Annotated in this window: 10 protein-coding genes; 3 read left to right on the top strand and 7 right to left on the bottom strand. The window is 62.2% G+C overall.

Annotated features, from left to right (window positions below):
• Window positions 1-123: 123 nt before the first annotated feature.
• Window positions 124-969, bottom strand: coding sequence for a VOC family protein (locus PA598K_RS25675; protein ID WP_128659703.1), 846 nt, complete (start codon window positions 967-969; stop codon window positions 124-126).
• Window positions 970-1,495: 526 nt separating this feature from the next.
• Between PA598K_RS25675 and PA598K_RS25670 the strand changes: the two genes are divergently transcribed.
• Together PA598K_RS25670 and PA598K_RS25665 are read left to right on the top strand one after the other, a co-directional pair.
• A complete protein-coding gene (locus tag PA598K_RS25670) occupies window positions 1,496-3,220 on the top strand; it encodes a sensor histidine kinase (protein WP_128659702.1) in 1,725 nt (574 codons plus the stop codon).
• The gene (locus tag PA598K_RS25665) at window positions 3,220-4,962 is read left to right on the top strand and encodes a helix-turn-helix domain-containing protein (protein WP_128659701.1); all 1,743 of its coding nucleotides are present in this window, start codon (window positions 3,220-3,222) and stop codon (window positions 4,960-4,962) included. The genes PA598K_RS25670 and PA598K_RS25665 overlap by 1 nt, the downstream gene beginning before the upstream one ends.
• Window positions 4,963-5,397: 435 nt before the next feature.
• Here the strand turns inward: PA598K_RS25665 and PA598K_RS25660 are convergent, their stop codons facing one another.
• The 6 genes from PA598K_RS25660 to PA598K_RS25635 all read right to left on the bottom strand — a co-directional run bounded on the left by PA598K_RS25660 (window position 5,398) and on the right by PA598K_RS25635 (window position 14,182).
• Window positions 5,398-7,623, bottom strand: a complete 2,226-nt coding sequence (locus PA598K_RS25660) for a GH92 family glycosyl hydrolase (protein ID WP_128659700.1) — start codon at window positions 7,621-7,623, stop codon at window positions 5,398-5,400.
• The gene (locus PA598K_RS25655) at window positions 7,620-8,663 is read right to left on the bottom strand and encodes a hypothetical protein (protein WP_128659699.1); all 1,044 of its coding nucleotides are present in this window, start codon (window positions 8,661-8,663) and stop codon (window positions 7,620-7,622) included. The genes PA598K_RS25660 and PA598K_RS25655 overlap by 4 nt, the downstream gene beginning before the upstream one ends.
• 81 nt (window positions 8,664-8,744) lie before the next feature.
• Window positions 8,745-9,626, bottom strand: a complete 882-nt coding sequence (locus tag PA598K_RS25650) for a carbohydrate ABC transporter permease (RefSeq protein ID WP_128659698.1) — start codon at window positions 9,624-9,626, stop codon at window positions 8,745-8,747.
• An 18-nt stretch (window positions 9,627-9,644) separates the two neighbouring features.
• Entirely contained in the window at window positions 9,645-10,544 is a 900-nt protein-coding gene (locus tag PA598K_RS25645; RefSeq protein WP_128659697.1) for an ABC transporter permease, read from the bottom strand.
• A 78-nt stretch (window positions 10,545-10,622) separates the two neighbouring features.
• Window positions 10,623-12,314, bottom strand: a complete 1,692-nt coding sequence (locus tag PA598K_RS25640) for an extracellular solute-binding protein (RefSeq protein ID WP_128659696.1) — start codon at window positions 12,312-12,314, stop codon at window positions 10,623-10,625.
• Window positions 12,315-12,448: 134 nt separating this feature from the next.
• Window positions 12,449-14,182: a glycoside hydrolase family 16 protein gene (locus tag PA598K_RS25635; protein ID WP_185602229.1), complete on the bottom strand. Its 1,734-nt coding sequence runs from the start codon at window positions 14,180-14,182 to the stop codon at window positions 12,449-12,451.
• Between the two features lie 273 nt (window positions 14,183-14,455).
• Between PA598K_RS25635 and PA598K_RS25630 the strand changes: the two genes are divergently transcribed.
• A partial coding sequence (locus tag PA598K_RS25630) for a discoidin domain-containing protein (RefSeq protein WP_128659694.1) occupies window positions 14,456-18,294 on the top strand: 3,839 nt, incomplete at its 3' end.

The following is an 18,294-nucleotide window of genomic DNA, read 5'->3' as shown; positions in this document are numbered from 1 at the left end:
TACTTTCTAGAGTTAACGCATCGCACCGCTCCGCGACTCCCACGCCAAAAGAGCGTTCCCCCGTTCAATCACGGGGCAACGCTCCTTCATTACCAAGACCTCATACCAGACTAAAAACTAAGACTACTGGGCCAGCAGTCGGATGCGATTGCCAGACGGATCGACGGTCGCAAAAGCTTCGCCATCCGGCTCGACGACAGCGCCAAGCGCCTGTACCCGCTCGATCGCCTGGGTGCGCGCTGCCTCGCCGGGATAGACGATCTCATACGAACGCAGACCGACGCTGCTCGCTGGCGGCTGCGGCGCGCCGACGCCATTCCACGTGTTGAGTCCGATATGATGATGGTAGCCGCCGGTCGAGATGAAGGCCGCTTGGTTGCCGTAACGCGCGACCACCTCGAAGCCTAGCCCCTGCGTATAGAACGTCAGCGTATCGCCCAGCTCCGCGACATGCAAATGGATGTGCCCCATGATCGTTCCGCTCGGCAGTCCCGACCAGGGCGCGCCATCGTCTGCGGTCATCAGATCGTCAAAGTCGAGCGGGTCCACCGCCATCGCCACCTGGCTCTCGTCCCACGTCCACGATGCCGCGTCGCGGTCGCGATAGATCTCGATGCCATTGCCGTCCGGATCGGACAGGTAGAGCGCCTCGCTCACCGTATGATCCGAGGAGCCGAGATGCAGACCGGTAGACGCATAATGGCGGATGAATCGCGCCAGGTCGCGCCGCGTCGGCAGCAAGAGCGCGAAGTGGTACAGCCCCGTCGTCCGCCCCGCCTTCGGCTGCGCCGGCGCCTCCAGCGTCAGCAGCGCCGTTCGGCCATCTGCCGTCAGAGCCGCGTGGGTAGCCGTCTGCTCCAGGACACGCAGTCCGATGATCTCCTGATAATAGGCGAGCGAACGCAGCAAATCCTTTACCTTCAGGTTTGCCTGTCGCACATATGTTTGCGGCGCGCGATGAAAAGTCATGGTCAGTTCCTCCCGAGGACATATTAGTGTTGCAAGTACTTTAACCTATGGCTCGCCTTAATGTCAAGTAACTATATTTTTTAAAGTTAAATTCAAAAGCTTTACATTCGTTGAGCGCTGGCAACGGCGTATTTCGGACCTGTAACGAAAGAAACTTTCATTGGAGCACAGGCAGCGACGCATTGGGGACCGGTAACGAAAGAAACTTTCGTTTGAGCGCAAGCAGCGGCGCTTTTCGGCTCCTTAACGAAAGAAACTTTCGTTGGATCACCAGCAACGACGCCATCCCGACCCTTAACGAAAGAAACTTTCGTTGGATCACCAGCAGCGACGCCATTCCGACCTTTACCGGACATTAAGCCGCGGCCGCTGACGGCCCAGCCGCCCCCAGCCGGCCCGGCCCTACACGCACGACGATCCTCAACTTTCGTTCAACGAACCTTTACCACTTTGGGCTCGATAGCCGGATGAATCCGTTGTCATGCTATACTAAAGATCAGCTACATTGCGGGAGGAGCGAACAGCTATGCGCATCGGCAGACTTACCTTATTCCACAAGCTGTTCCTGACCTTCCTGGTCCTCATCCTGCCGCTCGTCACCCTCAGCCTGATCGTCAACGTGCGCAGCGAGCGTCTGGTGCGGGAGCAGATTACGAGCGCCGCCCAGGACAAGCTGCGAGACTATCTGCATGCTCTCGAAGGGGACGTCGGCACGCTGGTGACGCTGATGCAGCAGTATGTGCTCGACGACGAATTCAACCACTTGGCCTACTCCTCCGTCATCCTGTCGGACGAACAGTTCACCTTTATGGTCAAAAGCGTGCAGCGCAAGCTGCTCATCCTCAAAAATATGAGTCCTTACGTCAAAGACGCCTTCGTCAATGTACCGGCGCTGAATCGCAAAATCTCCGCCGTCGCCTACAACGAACTGCCTGTAGAGGAAGCGGTCGCGCTCAATCGGATGGTCGACCTGTACGAGTCGCCGTTCACGCGCTATGACGGCAGGCTGTGGCTCAGTCTGCCGGTGCCCAACAGCAGCCCGGTCGGCCAAGGCTTCACGATCGCGCTGGAGCTGTCCAACGAGGCGCTGCTCGCCTCGCTTGGCGGTCTTAATGTCAGCGGCGACGGCGGCGCTCTGCTCCATGACGGCGAGTGGGGCTGGATCGTCTCCAGCGGCAGCCTGCCTGAGGAACGGAGCGAGACACTCGAGTTCCTGCAGAATAGCGTATCCGATGGCGAGCCCGAGCTGTACTCCGAAGGCAAGGCGCGCTATTACGCCTTCCACCAGACCTCGCCTCGGCTTGGCCTGTCGCTGGCGATGTTCCTGGAGGAGAAGAGCCTGATCGGCCCGCTTCGCCAGTACGCCGTCTGGCTGTGGAGTCTGTCGATCGCCGCCGTCGCGCTGGTGCTGCTGTTCTCCTACCGACTCTACCGGATGATCCATGCCCCGATGAAACGACTCGTCGGCGCGTTCCGCAGTCTCGAGAGCGGCAATCTCAATCAGCAGCTGCGAGCCGAGAGCGACGATGAATTCAGCTACCTGTACCATCAGTTCAACCGTACGGTCAACCGACTGCGCGAGCTGATCGACGAGGTGTATGTGCAGCGCTACCAGGTCAAGGCCGCCGAGCTGAAGCAGCTGCAATCGCAGATCAATCCGCATTTCCTGTACAACAGCTTCTTCAACCTGTACCGTCTGGCCAAGCTGCGGGAAAACGACAAGGTCATTGCCTTCTCCTGGCATCTGGGGGATTACTATAAGTATGTCACCAAAAATGCGGATCATGTGGAGCTGGAGCAGGAAGTCGCCTTCTGCCGCTCCTATGCGGCGATCCAGAGCATCCGGTTCGGAGACCATATCCTCATCCGCTTCGGCGAGGTACCGGAGTCGCTGCGGCATCTTCATGTGCCCAAGCTGTTCCTGCAGCCGCTGATCGAAAATGCGTACCACCACGGGCTCGAGGACCGCGCCGATCAAGGGGTGATCGACATCGCCTTCTGCCATAGCGACAGCGGCAAAGCCGTCATCATCGTCGAGGACAATGGCGATGCACTGGACGAGGAAGCGATGCAGCGAATCCGCTCGCTGCTCGAGGATCCGGAGCGGCCAGCCGAGAGCGAGGGCCTGCGCAATGTGCTGCAACGCATCCGACTTCACTACGGCGAGCAGGCGATGCTGGTCGCCGACCGCAGTCCGCTCGGCGGTCTGCGCATCACTATGACGATACCGATCAAGGAGGATTTTGCCTGATGTACAGACTGCTGATCGTCGACAATGAACCGAATATCGTGCGCGGGCTCAAGCAGCTGTTCGCGGAGGAAGCGCCCTACGAGTTGGAGGTGCATGGCGTCCTGTCCGCCGAGGAGGCGTTGCGGCTCATGCAGGAGACGCAGATCGACATCGCTCTGCTCGACATCCGCATGCCGGGCATGAACGGGCTCGAGCTGCAAGCTGAGATGGCGAAGCGCTGGCCGCGCTGTCGCGCCGTCTTCCTGTCAGGGTACGACGACTTCGCCTACATCCAGACGGCGATGCGGGGCGGCGGCACCGACTATGTGCTGAAGATGGACGGCGACGATGCCATCCTGCGGGCAGTGGGCAAAGCAATCGCCCATCTCGAGCAGGCCGATGATCGCGAGCAGCTGCTGGAGCGAGCCCGCACGCAATGGAATCAGTCGCTCGGGGCGCGGCAGAGCGAATACGTGCGAGAGCTGCTCCACGGTCTGGCGACCGCCAGAACGACCCGCTTCGAGGAGCTGGAGCTGCCGCTCGATGCGGACAGCGCTGTGCTGCTGCTCGTCGGACGCATCGACGGCTTCGCAGCCGAGCACAGCGAGTCCGACAAGGCATTGCTCCGTTATGCCGTGCAGAACATCGCCGGCGAGCATTGGCAGGGCTATCGCCAGCTCGCCGCCCAGCCGGAGCCGACGCTGCTCATGACGCTTATCCAGGCGGTCCGCAGCACGGACGATACGCCTGTCGATGCGTCTGTCGGTACACCTGTCGATGCGCCAAACGATACGGCAGAGGATGCGTCTGTCGATGCGCCAAACGCTGCAGCAGACGAGGCGCCGGTAGATGCCGAGTGCTGGCAGGAGCTCGTGCACACACGACTCGAGGCCATCCAGTCGGCCTGCCGACGTTACCTGAAGCTGTCCGTCTCGTTTGCCGCCAGCGCCGGACCGATCGCCTGGACGCAGCTGCCAGCCAAGCTCGCCGAGCTGAAGCGGATGCTGTTCTTTGGCTTCGGCGCGGATGACGGGACACTGCTCACCGACGCTTTCAACCGCAACTTCGACGCCAAGCCGCCGTCTCAGCCCGACGAGACTGTCGCCCGCCACAAGCTGCGGCGTCTGTTATCGACCGAGCTGGGCATGGAGCAGCGGCTGCTCGACGACTTCGACGAGCTCGCCGAGCTGTCCCGCCAGACGATCCGCAGCCGCAGGTTCCACGCCGAGCTGTACCACGGCGTCTGCTATCTGCTGCTCTCCTCGGAGGAGAGCTCAGCCGGAGACGAGGGCGCTCCAACGTCAGCAGAGGAGCCGCTGCTGCGGCTCCTCTCGCTGGATGAGCATGAGTCATGGGACGAGGCGCTCGCCTACTTGCGCGGCGCGCTCGTCCGGTTCATCGAGTCGCGGCATCACACACAGGAGGAGGGCGCGGCATACGTCGTCCAGAAGCTGAAGACCTTCATCGAGACTCATCTCCACGAAGATCTCTCGCTCGTCCGCCTGGCCGGCATCGTCTATCTGAATCCGACGTATCTGTCCCGGCTATTCAAGCAGCAGACCGGCCAAGGCGTATCGGAGCATATCGCCAGACTGCGGCTCGACAAGTCCAAGGAGCTGCTGCGCTACTCCTCGGTCAAGATTCAGGAGATCGCCGGCAAGGTCGGCTTTGACTCCGCGACCTCGTTTGGCCGCTTCTTCAAGCGGGAGGCAGGGCTGACGCCCCAGGACTACCGCGATGCCGAGTCGACAGGGCGGGTGTGAAGACCTGTCAGGTCTCGCTTGACGCGCCAGACGAGACAGGCCCGCCGTCTAGGCGTACACACCAGGCAGCCAGACGGGACGAAGCCGACGGCGCGCGGGCCAGATTCTAAAAGGCCCGACGCTCACACCGCGGACCTGTTGGGCCATATCAGCAGGCTGGCTCTCGCCCAGACTGCGTAAGTGTATTACTAAAGCGGTCCATGCCATCGCGCAACTGCAATAATACAACTATTTATGCTCTATAACGTGTGCAAACGAGATTTTAATGCAATAGTGCAGTTATTTTTGGAACTAGAGGCATAATGAAGCGATTTGAGTTCCATTAAGTGTACATTTGCATTTATTTACCTGTTTCTATTCCATCTTACCGAGAATAAATGTATTTTTGCATGTATGTGTTTCTATCCTGCCAAAAACAGCAGGAGTTTAGCGTCCCTATTCCTCCGCCGCCCCATCTGCCGCACGCGTCTGAGGGCCGTCCAGCCGCTCCAGCCCCCACGCCTTGTTGGGGCGCGGCCCCATGCGCAGCAACAGCTCCCCGCCGCCGACCATAGCCTCATGTGGCAGTGCGGCGGCGTGCCACGGCTCGCCGTTCAGCGTGGCCGACTGGATGTACTTGTTACGCTCCGATACGCCCTCCGCCCGGATGACGAAGTCGCGGCCCTCTCCGAGCGCGATCCGCACCTCCTCGAAGATCGGACTGCCGATATCATAGACGGGCTTGCCGGGGCAGACCGGATAGAGGCCCATCGCCGACCACACATACCACGACGACATCGCGCCGCAGTCCTCGTCGCCGCAGATGCCGTGGGGGCTCGCGGTGAACCACAGCTTCATAATCTCGCGAAGCTTGCGCTGCGTCTTCCACGGCGCGCCTGCATAATTGTACAGGTACGGGATGTGGAAGGCCGGCTCGTTGCCTTGGCAGTACTGGCCCATCAGCCCGGTCGAGTCGGGGAACTGCGCCAGGAACTCGTACTTCGCCCCGCCGCACGTCGCCGCGAACAGCGCGTCGAGCTTGGCCTCCAGGCCCGCCGGGCCGCCCAGCAGCCTGCTCAACCCGTCGATGTCGTGCTGCACATGGAACGTATAGATCCAGGCATTGCACTCGGCGAAATAATCCCGTCCGCCCTGACCGCCGTCCCGCGTCGGATCGAAGTCCGGCACCCACGCGCCGTCTGCGGTGCGCGGCGCCATAAAGCCGATCCGCTCGTCGAACAGGTTGCGGTAATACGTCCCGCGCTCCCGCAGCGAGCGGGCCTCATCCTCACAGCCTGCCGCCTCGGCGAGCAGCGCCGCGCACCAGTCGTCGTAGGCATGCTCCAGCGTCACCGACACCGCCTGTCTGCGCTCATAACCGTCCACCTCCGGCACCCATTCCTCACCCCCGCGCGGCAGCGCCGGCATATAGCCGAGCTGCGCATGGAGTCGGTCCAGCTCCGTCAGCGGCCCGTTGTCCGTCCATGGCAGCATCGTCGCCTCCAGCGCATTGCGCCGCACCGCCTCGTACGCCTTGGCCACGTCGAAGTCCCGCACCCCCTTGGCATACGTATCGGCGAAGAAGGCAGCGGCGTGATTGCCGCTCATATATGGCCGATCCCCAGCCAGGTCCGGGAACTGCGGCAGCCAGCCCGACTGCTCGTACATCCGCAGATACGAGGCGATCATATCGACCTGTCGCTGCGGCTCCAGCAGCAGCTGCAACGGATGGAGGCAGCGATAGCTGTCCCACAGATTGTCCATCGTGTAGTGATCGCGACCGTCATGATCGTGCACCTGGCTGTCGAAGCCGCTATAGTGCCGCCCGTCCGCCTCGGTGATGTTCATCATCGGCAGCAGCGAGCGGTAGAGCGCCGTGTAGAACGCCGACCGCTGCTCCCGCGTGCCGCCGCTCACCTCGATCCGACCGAGCGCCTCGTTCCAGACGTCGTGACTGCGACGCTTCAGCGTCTCGATATCTGCGTCGCCCAGCTCCAGCCGCAGATGCGCAGCCGCCGACCCGGCGGACACATAGGAGATACCCGCCTTCAGCTCCAGACGCTCGCCCGCCGTCTCGCCGAGCAGGATCTCGCAGATGCTCTCCTCATCCTGCTGCCACTTCTTCACCTCCTGCCACGGTCGACTCAGCTGCAGCTCCATGTAGCACGGCACGCCGCGCTCGCGCGCATGGATCGCCAGCCGTCCCTCGCCCTGCGTCTCCACCGTCGCGCCCGCTGGCAGCCGGAGCAGCAGCCGCGCCGCAGAGCACGCCGGGAAGTTGATGCGGAAGATCGCGCTGCGCCGCCCGACAGCGGCCTCCAGCTCGATCTCCTCATCCTCCAGCAGCACGGCATAGCTGTAAGGCGTAGCCGTCTCGTGGTCATGATCGTATAGCGATGCGTTGGCCAGACGATCGGCGCCGCTCTTGCCCGCCGTCGCCGTCAGCGTCGCCCAGCAGAGCCGGACGCCCTCCAGCAAGGGTGCGGTGTAGCGGTCATTGCCACCGGTCACGATGGGCCACAACTGCGCCATGCCATGCGGCAGCTGCGCGAAGGGCGTCGTCGCCAGCAGCAGATGACCGACCGAGCCGATATACGGGTCGACCTCGTCTACCGGCGTCGCGGTGTTCGTCGCATGGTTAGTCGAAGTGTTCATCGCATGGTTAGTCGCCATGCTCGTCATGACGCCTCCCCTCCCTCTCCGTCCAGCGACCTCGTCGCCAGCGCGATGCAGCGGTACTCGCCGCCGCTGTCGGTCGCATCGCCGTCCCGGACCGGCCGCACAGCGCAATAGTAATGATAGAGCGTCCCCTCCCAGCAGACGACCGACGACTTGTGCGCATGCGTCTCGTCCAGCTCGCCTGCGCCGCCTCGCGGCAGCCAAGGCTCGGGCAAGATGTCCCAACGCTCCAGGTCGCGCGATACGGCGAGCAAGCCCTGCGAGTGCGCGCCGTCGAAGCCAAAGCCAAAGTTGACCCAATAGCCGCTCCGCTCGTCATAGCGGATGCATGGATCGCTGAGGAACGAAGAGTAGAAGGTCCCCGGCGCAGCGGCCATGACCGGATTGGCGGCATGTCTGCGCCAGTGCCGCAGATCGTCCGACACCGCCAGTCCCGTCTCCTCCGTCCACGGCCACTCCGGCCGATTTTTCGCGTTATAGTACATCCGGTACTCGCCTTCATGCGCGATGACGCAGCATTTGTACAGGCCGCCCGCCTCCCAGCCATCGCCGCCCTCGTAGGCGAAGATCGGCTCCTCGAGTCGATGCCAGGTGAGCAGATCCTCATCCTCGCACCAGGCCAGCCCCATCTGAGCGCCCCCCGCCTCATAGCCGAGCTCGGGGTAGGCGTGATAGACCATCCAGTAGCGACCGTCCACCTGCCGCAGCGTCGGCATCTCGTACAGGTCGTTGGAGTCCAGCAGCAGCCACGAGCCCGCCGCGCCGACCCAGTCCCAGCGCAAGCCCGCCGCGCCGCGCCCGAGGATGACCGCCTCATGCCGCCAGTCCGTCAGATTGTCGCTGGTGGCGAGCGCCGTCTGGTAGCCGTCTCCGTCGAAGCCGACGTGCATCATATAGAACCTCCCGCCGTGGCGGAATACGAACGGACAATCGACCGCCAGCGCATCGAACGCGCCAGCCTCCCCCGAGCCTTGCAGCACCGGCGCGCTCCGCTTGTCCGTCGTCCGCAGATGGCGGAAGGTCTCCGTATCTATATCGTTCATCGTGTTCTCTTCCCCTTCCCAACCTTATCGTTGTCCCTGATGCTGTACCTGTTCCTCTTCTTCCTGTCCTTATCCGTACGCCTATTCCTTGACGCTGCCCATAACGATACCCTTGATGAAGAAGCGCTGCAGGAACGGATAGACGCAGATGATCGGCAGCGCCGCCAGGAAGATCTGCGCGCCCTTCATCGTCCGGTCCGATACCATCGCTAGCGTCTCTGCGTCCGCCATCGTGATCAGACTGAGATCGCGGTTGATGACGACCGTCTGCAGGTAGCTCTGCAACGGATAGTCCGCCGGCGAGTTCATCAGGATCAGCCCGTCGAACCACGAGTTCCAGTGACCGACCATCGTGAACAGGATGAGCGTCGCCAGCGCGGGCAGCGACAGCGGCACGTAGATGCGCCAAAGGATCTTCCAGTGCCCCGCGCCATCGACGAAGGCGGCCTCCTCCAGCTCTCGCGGCAAGCCCCGGTAAAAGTTAAGCAGTAGCACGACATTAAACACATTGACCGCGCCCGGCAGCACCAGCGCCCAGATCGAGCCGAGCATGCCGAGCTGCTGGATGATCAGATACCACGGGATAAGGCCGCCGCTGACGAGCATCGTGACGACAAAGAACCACACATAGAACAGTCTCCCGAAGAACGCCGTCGGCTCCTTGGACAGCGGATAGGCCAGCGTAATCGTGAGCAGCATATTGAGCACCGTGCCGATCGCCACCCGCTCCAGACTGACGGTAAAGGCGCGCAGAAACTCGGGCTTCTGCAGCACATATTCATAGGCCTTCCAGGTAAATTCGACCGGCCACAGCTTCACCAGACCGGCGCTCGCAGCCGTGCTGGAGCTGAATGAGACGGCCAACACATTGACCAGGGGCAGCAAGCACAGAATCGCCAGCACGAGCAGGAAGACCGCATTCGCAGCGTTGAACAGCTTGCCAGACGTTGAATTGGTAACCATGCTGCTATCGCCTCCTCTTTAGAATATTCTGTAGTTGGCAAACCGATAGGCCAGATAATAAGAGCCGGAGATCATGACGAGCGACACGACCGATTTCAATAAGCCTACAGCCGTTGCCAGCGCATATTGCGCCTGCTCCAGACCAAGCCGGTACACGAGCGTATCGATAATATCGCCGGTCTCGTACACTTGCGGACTGTACAGATTGAATATTTGATCGAAGCCGGCATTGAGCACATTGCCCAGACTGAGCGTCGCCAGCAGGACGACGATCGGCAGCATGCCGGGAATCGTAATATGCAAGGTCTGCTTCCAGCGATTCGCCCCATCGATGACCGCCGCTTCGTACAACGCCGGATTGATGCTCGTGAGCGCCGCGAGATAGACGATCGTGCTGAAGCCGAATTCCTTCCAGACGTCCGAGATGACGATGACGCCCGGGAACCAGGAGGTGCTGCCAAGGAAGAAGATCGGCTCGATGCCGAACACGCCGAGGAATTGGTTGACGATGCCGCTCGTCGGGGACAGGATATCGATCAGGATGCCCCCCAGGATAATCCAGGACAAGAAGTGAGGCAGGTAGATCAGCGTCTGAATCCAACGCTTGAATACGCGAGCGCGCAGCTCGTTGAGCAGCAGCGCGACGACGATGGGCACAGCGAGTCCGGCGACAATCTTCATCGAAGCGATCGCTACGGTGTTGCGGATGACGAGCCAGATGTCGGGCAGGGCGAACATGTACTCGAAGTTGGCCCAGCCGACGAAGTCGGAGTCGAACAACCCTTTGACAATCGAGAATTTCTGAAAAGCGATGACGAGCCCGCCGATCGGACCATAGCTGAACACCAGAACCAGCAGAAATGAGGGCACAACCATCAGATGAAGCGGGAGCTGACGTTTGAATCGGGCTCTGAACATAATGACTACTCCTTTCTGGGCATAACAAACCGTCCGAAAGCCGGCTTCGGCTCCCGGACGGTCGCGTGGAAGATGCGATTAGGACTTGCTAGCGTACCATTCGTTAACTTCCTTCGTGATCTGCTCGCCGCCCAGCTTGTGCCAGTCGGAGACAAAGCTGTCGAAGCTGTCGATCGGCGCGCCGAGGATAATCTTCGTGAACGTCTCGAGCACGAGCTTGTCGAGGATCGCTTGCTTTTCGGTCATTCCTTCGGTAGGCGCGCCGTAAAACTCGCTTTTCTTCAGCAAGCCATTGTCCGCATAGTTCGCGCCGATGACTGCCCAGGAGCCGTTCGCGCCGAATACCTTGTTGGTGCCCCATTGCTTGCGGTCGCCGCCGAGGAACAGCTCGATGTTGTCATAGTAGCTCTTCTCCTCCGGGATCAGTTGCGACGGGTCCTTCGACTCGAGCGCGGCGACGACGTTTTTGTGGACGCTCAGCAGACCTTGCGGTGTGCCGAAGCCGTTGCTCATGAGCGCATATTTGAAAAATTCGAAGCCATCTGCGCTATGGAAGTTAGCCGGATCGGCATTCTCGCTGACGATCTTCTCGTTGTACAGGTTAAACAGCTTGACGATCGCCTCGGGATGCGCCGCGCCCTTCTTGACGACCCAGAAGGAGTTGAAGTCGGCCTTGGCCTGCGCGCTCGCCGGCGTGCCGTCCGCCGACGGGATCGGGAATGCGCCCCACTCGGCATTCGGGTCGTTGTTGACGGAGTCTTGCAACGGCCACAGCGGATTCCACATCGCGCCGAAGTTCATGCCGACCTTGCCTGCGGTCTGCAGCTCGGCTGCCTTGCCGCCGTCCTTGACGCCGAATTCCTTGTCGATCTGTCCCGCCTTGTACATCTCCTGCAGCTTGCCGAGCGCCGTCTTCATCTCCGGCTGCACGCTGCCGTTAACCAGTTGACCGTTCTCGTCCTTGATCCAGATGTTCATGTAGGCGTGGTAGCCGTTCATGAAGCCGGAGAGGTCCGGGTAGCCGCCGATCAGATCCTTGGAGGCCGCCAGTCCGTACGTGTTGTTCTGACCGTCACCGTCCGGGTCGCCGTTGGTGAACGCCTCGGAGATCTTGAGCAGATCGTCCATCGTCTTCGGCTCCGGCAGCTTCAGCTTCTCCAGCCAGTCGGTGCGCACCCACAGCAGCGGCGCGCCGCCGTAGTAGTCCTCGGCAGGCGGGATCGCCAGCAGCTTGCCGTCGTACGTGGCCGCCGACTTCGCGTTGGCGCCCCGCTCGATCATCTCCTTGGTCAGCTCGGAGCCGTATTGCTCGACGAACGTCGTCAGATCCTCGAGCTGCCCGGCCTCGGCCAGCTCGCGGAACTGCTTGGCGTCGACCATGAACATATCGGGCAGCTCCTTGGAGGCGATCGACAGATTGACCTTCTGGTTGTATTGTTCGCCGTTGACGACCCACAGGTTCTTCACCTTGATGCCGAGATCGCTCTCATAGGCCCGAGTCCAGACGTTGCTGTCGATCGAGTCGCCCTCCGGGAAGCGGAACGAGGAGTCGGTGTAGCGGACCGTCGTCACTTCGATCGGCGGATCGTATTTGGCGTTCGGATCGATCTGCGGCGTCTCGTCCGTCGGCGTGTTCGTATTGGTCTCTGCTGCCGGCGGCGGCGTGGCCGCGCCGTTGTTCGGAGTGCCCGCGTTGCTGCAAGCCGAGGTCAGAGCCAGCGCGGCTGCCATGGCGACGATGGCGTATTTGTTGCGACGTGTTGCTTTCATGTGTATTTTCCCCCCAGGCGATGATGTGTCAAGGAAGCGCTCCTCATGGCTTTATGATAGCGCACGCCGCGCCTCGTTCCTATCGTCCATTATTGACAACCGCTCTACTGTTCTCTACCCTCGCGCTGCCGATTTTACTGGAAGACGCGGATGTAATCGACGTACAGATCGATCTGATTATTGTAGCGCTCCAGATCGACCGGCCAGCCGCCGCCGAGCGCCAGGTTGACCATAAAGTACATCGGCGTCTTGGCTTGCTCGAACGTCGCATGACGCCATACCTCGACGTTGTCGATGTAGTAGATCGTGTCTGTCGGCGTAATCTTCGTCCCATAGATATGCCACGTCGACGCGTTGTCGCCAAAGGCAAAGCTCGACGACGAGCAATACGTCTCATGCATCTCCGGGCTGCCCTCCCACCAGTGCTTGGCCTGGCATGCGCCTTGCGGATTATGGCCGTACGCCTCGATCGTATCGATCTCCGCCGTCGAGTGGACGCCCTCGGAGATGCTGTTCTGGCTCATCAGCCAGAAGGCCGGCCATGCGCCTTTGCCCGCAGGCATCAGCATGCGCGCCTCGAAGTAGCCGTACGTCGCCGCGATGCCTGTCCCGTCTGTCCGCATTGAGGAGAGCAGACCGCTCGTGAAGGTACGGTTCCAGCCCATCGGATCGACGGTGCCGGCAGGCGCTTTTTTGGCGCGGATGCGCAGGTAGTTGTCGCCCAGGATAGCGAATGGCTGATGCGTGCTGTCGGCGTTCGCGAAGATCGCTTCGCCGAACTCGGTGCCGCCCGGCGCGTCCGGCTTGGCCGAGGCATAGGTCGCCCCTGCGCCTGTACGGGATACCGAGAGCGGACCTGTGAAGTCGTCAGCATAGAGCACGCTCATACCGGCGGCTTGCGGCGGCGCAGACGGCAGACCGCGCTTCCAGACGACGCCGCCTTCATTGAAGAGCTGGACATAGCAGTTGTCGGAATGCGTAAAGTTCGGATTGCCCTCTGCGGAGTCCCACGCGCTCAGGATGACGGTCGTCGGACCATGCGGGAACTGGGCAGCCGGAAACACCACCTCGGCATAGCCATTGGCATCCGGCGTCACGCGAGCGAACCAGGAGTCATAGCCATTGACGCCAGGGTTGGCGGCATCCGGCTGCTTCCAGGCGCGGGCCCAGACGTTCTGCATGCCTGGCGCGTAGAACTTGATCGTCACATCGCCGTTCACCGTTGCTCCATAGCTTGGCGATACGACGCTCACTTGATGCATCGGGTAGTTGCCGGGCTGGGTCACCGGCGGTTCTCCCGTCCCCGGACCAGGATCTGTGCCGCCTCCTGTAGCTGTGCCGTACGCGATCTCGGTAATGCCGGTGCGTGCCCCTGCCGCATGCGTGAAGACAACGCGGAATTTCGACGAGCTGACCGCCGTAAAGGTGATCGTATGCTTCTGATTGGCAGCCGGAGCGGTCGGCGTCATCGCCGGGCTCGCTACGTTGGCCCATGCGCTGCCGTCCCAATATTGGACCGCCATCGCGCTGGGCGCCCGGACACCGCCGCCATCGTCGAATACATAGATATCGGCCGAGCTTTTGCTCACCGACGTACCAAAGTCGGTCTGCACCCAGTCGGTTGCGTTCGGCGACTCGTACGCCGTCCAGCGGTTGCGCGGGTCGTTGGTGTAGGAGACGATACCGTCATTGACGTGGCCGACCTGATCCATATAGAACGTGTAGGAGGCGCTGACCGTAGCCCCGGTATCATAAGCGGATACGCTTACGCCAGGGATCATCGCCACCAGGAATGCGCTTACAATCGCAAAAGAAATCATCCGCCTCCATCGCTTGCTGGCCTTGCTGCTGAATCCTGTCATCGTCATCTTGTCACAGCCCTTCGATAGTTTGGGTGATGCAATTTCGAGTATACGGACTCTGGGCAATTTCGCCATCTGCCGTTGCCGACTTTCGATCTGCATTTATTGACATCGTGCCTGAGCAGCGCTCTCGGTCCACAAAGGTAGACAATGGTAGAGGCAATGTCATCATTAGACGATGTTCGGCGCGGGCGGCTTTCGGTATCGTATAAGGCACCATCTTCGCAATCCGGGGGGTTGCGTCGTGGAATACCGACTGAACCGAGGTGCCAGACTCACATGAATCGATTGCTCCATCAACCCGGCCTCCTGCTCGCGCTCGTCTTCGCGCTCTGCGCGAGTCTGATCCAGCTCCCGCCTGCCGCTGCAGCCGCAGAGCCGGGGCCGGATGAGACCGTAACCGCCTCTTACACGTATCACGGCGACCAGCTCGCCCACGTCATCGACGGCATCATCTCCTACAGCGAGTCGCCCAAAAATCGCTGGACCTCCTACGAATCGCCCAACAGCCAGGACTGGATCCGAACGACGTATGCGTCCGCACGTACCAAGGACGCGGTCGGCGTCTACCTGTTCGCCGACGGCGGCGGCATCCGCGAGCCTGCATCGATCCAGGTGCAATATTGGGACGGTCAGGGCTGGGCGGACGTCTCGTCGCCGACGGCGGCGCCTGCCCAGCCGACAGGCAACGAGCTGAACCTGATCCGCTTCGATCCGGTGGCCTCGACCGACTTCCGCATCGTGCTGACGCATGGCACGGCCAAGAGCGGCGTCACCGAGCTGCGCTACTGGGACTCGGCCGTCGAGCCGCTGCCCGGCGCCGAGCTCGTGCCGCTCGGCATCGTGTCGGCGTCGTACACGTTCCGGCTCGACCAGGTCGGCCATCTGAACGACGGCATCATCTCCTATAGCGACGATCCGAAGAACCGCTGGACGGCCTATGAGTCGCCCAACGCGACGGACTGGCTCCAGAGCAACTTCGGCACTCCAGTCGTCAAGGATGCCGTCGGCATCTATCTGTTCTCGGACGGCGGCGGCATCAAGACACCCGCTTCCTTCGAGGTGCAGTATCAGGATGCTCTGGGGCAGTGGACTACCGTCACGGGACAAGTCCGTTCGCCGCAGCAGCCGCAGGGCAATGCGCTCAACCTCGTCACCTTCGACCCTGTCGAGGCGCAGCGCTTCCGGGTCGTCCTCGTCCATGCCGGGGACGCCAAGTCGGGCGCGACCGAGATTACCTACGTCGACTCGACCCGGCATACGTTGCCTGCCGAGCCTGCTGCCGGGACAGCTACGGCGTCCTACGCCAATCCTGGCGATCCGGCAACCGTGATCAACGACGGCATCGTCTCGTTTACCGACTTCCCGCGCAACCGCTGGACCGCTTATGGCACCGCGAGCGCGACCGACTGGGTCGAGACAGCCTACCCGCAGCCGCGCTCCGTCAATCATGCGGGCATCTATCTGTATGACGATGGCGGCGGCGTGCAAGCGCCGACCTCGGCAGAAGTCCAATACTGGAACGGTACCGCCTTCGTCGCTGTGTCGGGTGCCGTCTCTACTCCGGTCCAGCCCAAAGGCAACGATCTGCTGCTCATCGCCTTCGACACCGTCATCTCCGATCGCTACCGCGTCGTCTTCACCCATAAGGGCGGAGCCGCGACCGGCGTGACCGAGATCGTCTATGTCGACGACCAGATGCAGCCGCTGCCTGCGCCGCCGGCGGCGATCGCGCCAAGTCCGTACATCCTCGTCACTTCGCCCGAGCTGGGTACGACGGTCTCGGGGGAGACCGAGCTGACTTTCTACTCGCCAGATGTGACGCATGTGCAGGCATCGATCTGGCGGCAGCCGGACGAGGCGCATCCCGATCCGAACGGCTACGCCTACGAATTCCCGGAGATTGCCCTCGATGCGAGCGGTTATGGCAGCCTAGCGTTCGATGCCGACGACTTCCCGCGCGGACCGCTGACCGTCGTCCTCAAGGGCTGGGATGCCACGCCGGCTGAGGATGAGGAAGCGGTCACCGCCAACTCCTATGTCCAGCTCTATAATGAAGGCGGCGTCGCCTGGCGGATCGGCTTGCCTGCCGCTCCGCCGCAGGCGCAGGGGATGGTCGTCAAGTTCCAGGATGACTTCGGCGGACCGCTCTCCGTCTCCAAGACCGGCGTCGGTACGACCTACACCTCGACGAAGCCGGACTGGCCGAACGGCTCGCAGTTCGGCGAAGCGATCTTCAACGATCCGACCGATCCGGTCAACCCGTTCTCGATCCTCGGCGACAGCTTCCTGCGCATCCGCGTCACCAAAGCGCCAGACGGCTATGTCGATCCGATGGGCTGGAACCGCAAATATATCGGCGGTCTGCTCTCCTCCGTCCGTCTCGACGGCACGGGCATCGCCGCCACCAACGGCTACTTCGAGGCGCGCATGCAGATGCCTGCGGGCAAGGGCGCCTGGCCCGCCTTCTGGCTGATGAGCCAGAACAGCTTCGGGCCCAATCGCCTGCCATCGTCGGCAGAGCTGGACACGATCGAGGCCTACGGCCACGACCCGCAGGGCGCGTGCCAGTCGACGCACTGGTGGGTAGGCAATCCCGAACAGCACGAGACCAACTGCGCCTCGGACAACTTTGCTTACGGCGACAATGCGTCGACCTGGCATATCTACGGCACCAAGGTGACGCCTGAGGAGATCATCTATTACATCGATAACGTCGAGGTGTGGCGTCATCCGACCTTCGAGCAGGCCAACACACCGCTCTTCTTTATGATCAACCTGGCGCTCGGCGGCGGCTGGCCGATCAAGCTCGAGCCTTACCACGACCAGCTCGACCTGTACGTCGACTATGTGCGCGTGTTCGAACCGGCGTCCGGCGGAGGGACGGATGGCTCTGGGGGGAACGGCGGCAGTACGGGTGGCAATGGAGCCGGGGGCGCTAATGGCAACAACGGCTCCGGGACGGTGACGCCTGGTACGAGTGCCGGGACAGGCGGGTCTGGTGCCTCTGGCGGGACGTCCACGGAGCCTGGGCAGCCTGGGCCTGGGAATGACGGAAAGTCCGTCGTCATCACACCGGCCGTCTCGCGCCAAGGTCTGTCCGTGACGCGCTCGACCTTCGACGCCGATGCCTGGACGACGGCGCTGGAGCAAGCTCGCGTAGACGGCCTCGACACGATCGTCGTCGATGTGCCGGCCCGAGGCGCAATCGAGCAGGAGCTGCCGCTCGCTGCGCTGGATGCCGCTGGCGGCGTCGCGCTTGAGCTGCGCACCCGCACCGGCAGCGTCATCCTGCCAACCGGATGGCTGAAGGTAAGCTCTACCGATGCGAAGAGCGCGACCGTGCGCTTGACCGGGACGGGCAGCAGCCTCTCCATCGCGGTGTTGATCGATGGCAAGCCTGTGCCTGCGGATGCGCTAGCGCTCCCGGTGACGGCCGTGCTACCTTACAAGCCGACGGCTGCACAACTCAGCGATCCGGAGTTTCTTGTCATCGCTCACGCTGCTCAGGACGGATCGACGGGCATCGTCGCCAGCGGACGTTACGATGCCGAGCTGGGGGCGATGCGATTCAGCGCCCGGCCGGAGGGGACGTTCACTGTCGCCTACCGCCAGCCGAGCTTCGCCGACGCGCCGGCGCAGGACGAGATGCGCCATGCGATCGAGGTGCTGGCGGCCAAGGGCATCGTGCGCGGCGTCTCTGCCGAGCGCTTCGAGCCGCGCGCATCTCTGACGCGCGCCGACTATGTGACGCTGCTGATGCGGCTCCTCGAGTCGGAACTGAGCGTAGTCGGTCGGATGGGGGGCGATGGACTGAACATAGACGACGCCCGGGCCATTGACGCCCACCTATCCTTCGTCGATGTCGACTCGCAGGCGTATTATAGCGATGCCGTCGCTGCCGCGCAGGCGCTCGGCATCGTCCAGGGCAGCGGGGGCAATCGCTTCGAGCCTGCGCGCCCAATCACCCGCGACGAGATGACGCTGCTGACGTACCGCGCCCTCCAGGCTGCGGGACTGCTGGAGGCGAGCGGCGCTCTGGCCGAGGGATTGCTGGAGGCAAGCGGCGCTCCGGCCGAGGGATTGCTGGAGGCAAGCGGCGCTCCGGCCGAGGGATT

The sequence above is a fragment of the Paenibacillus sp. 598K genome (assembly GCF_003851045.1).
Taxonomy (GTDB): Bacteria; Bacillota; Bacilli; order Paenibacillales; family Paenibacillaceae; genus Paenibacillus_D.
Note: the sequence above shows the minus strand (reverse complement) of the source record. Positions and strands in the feature narration are given on the sequence as shown.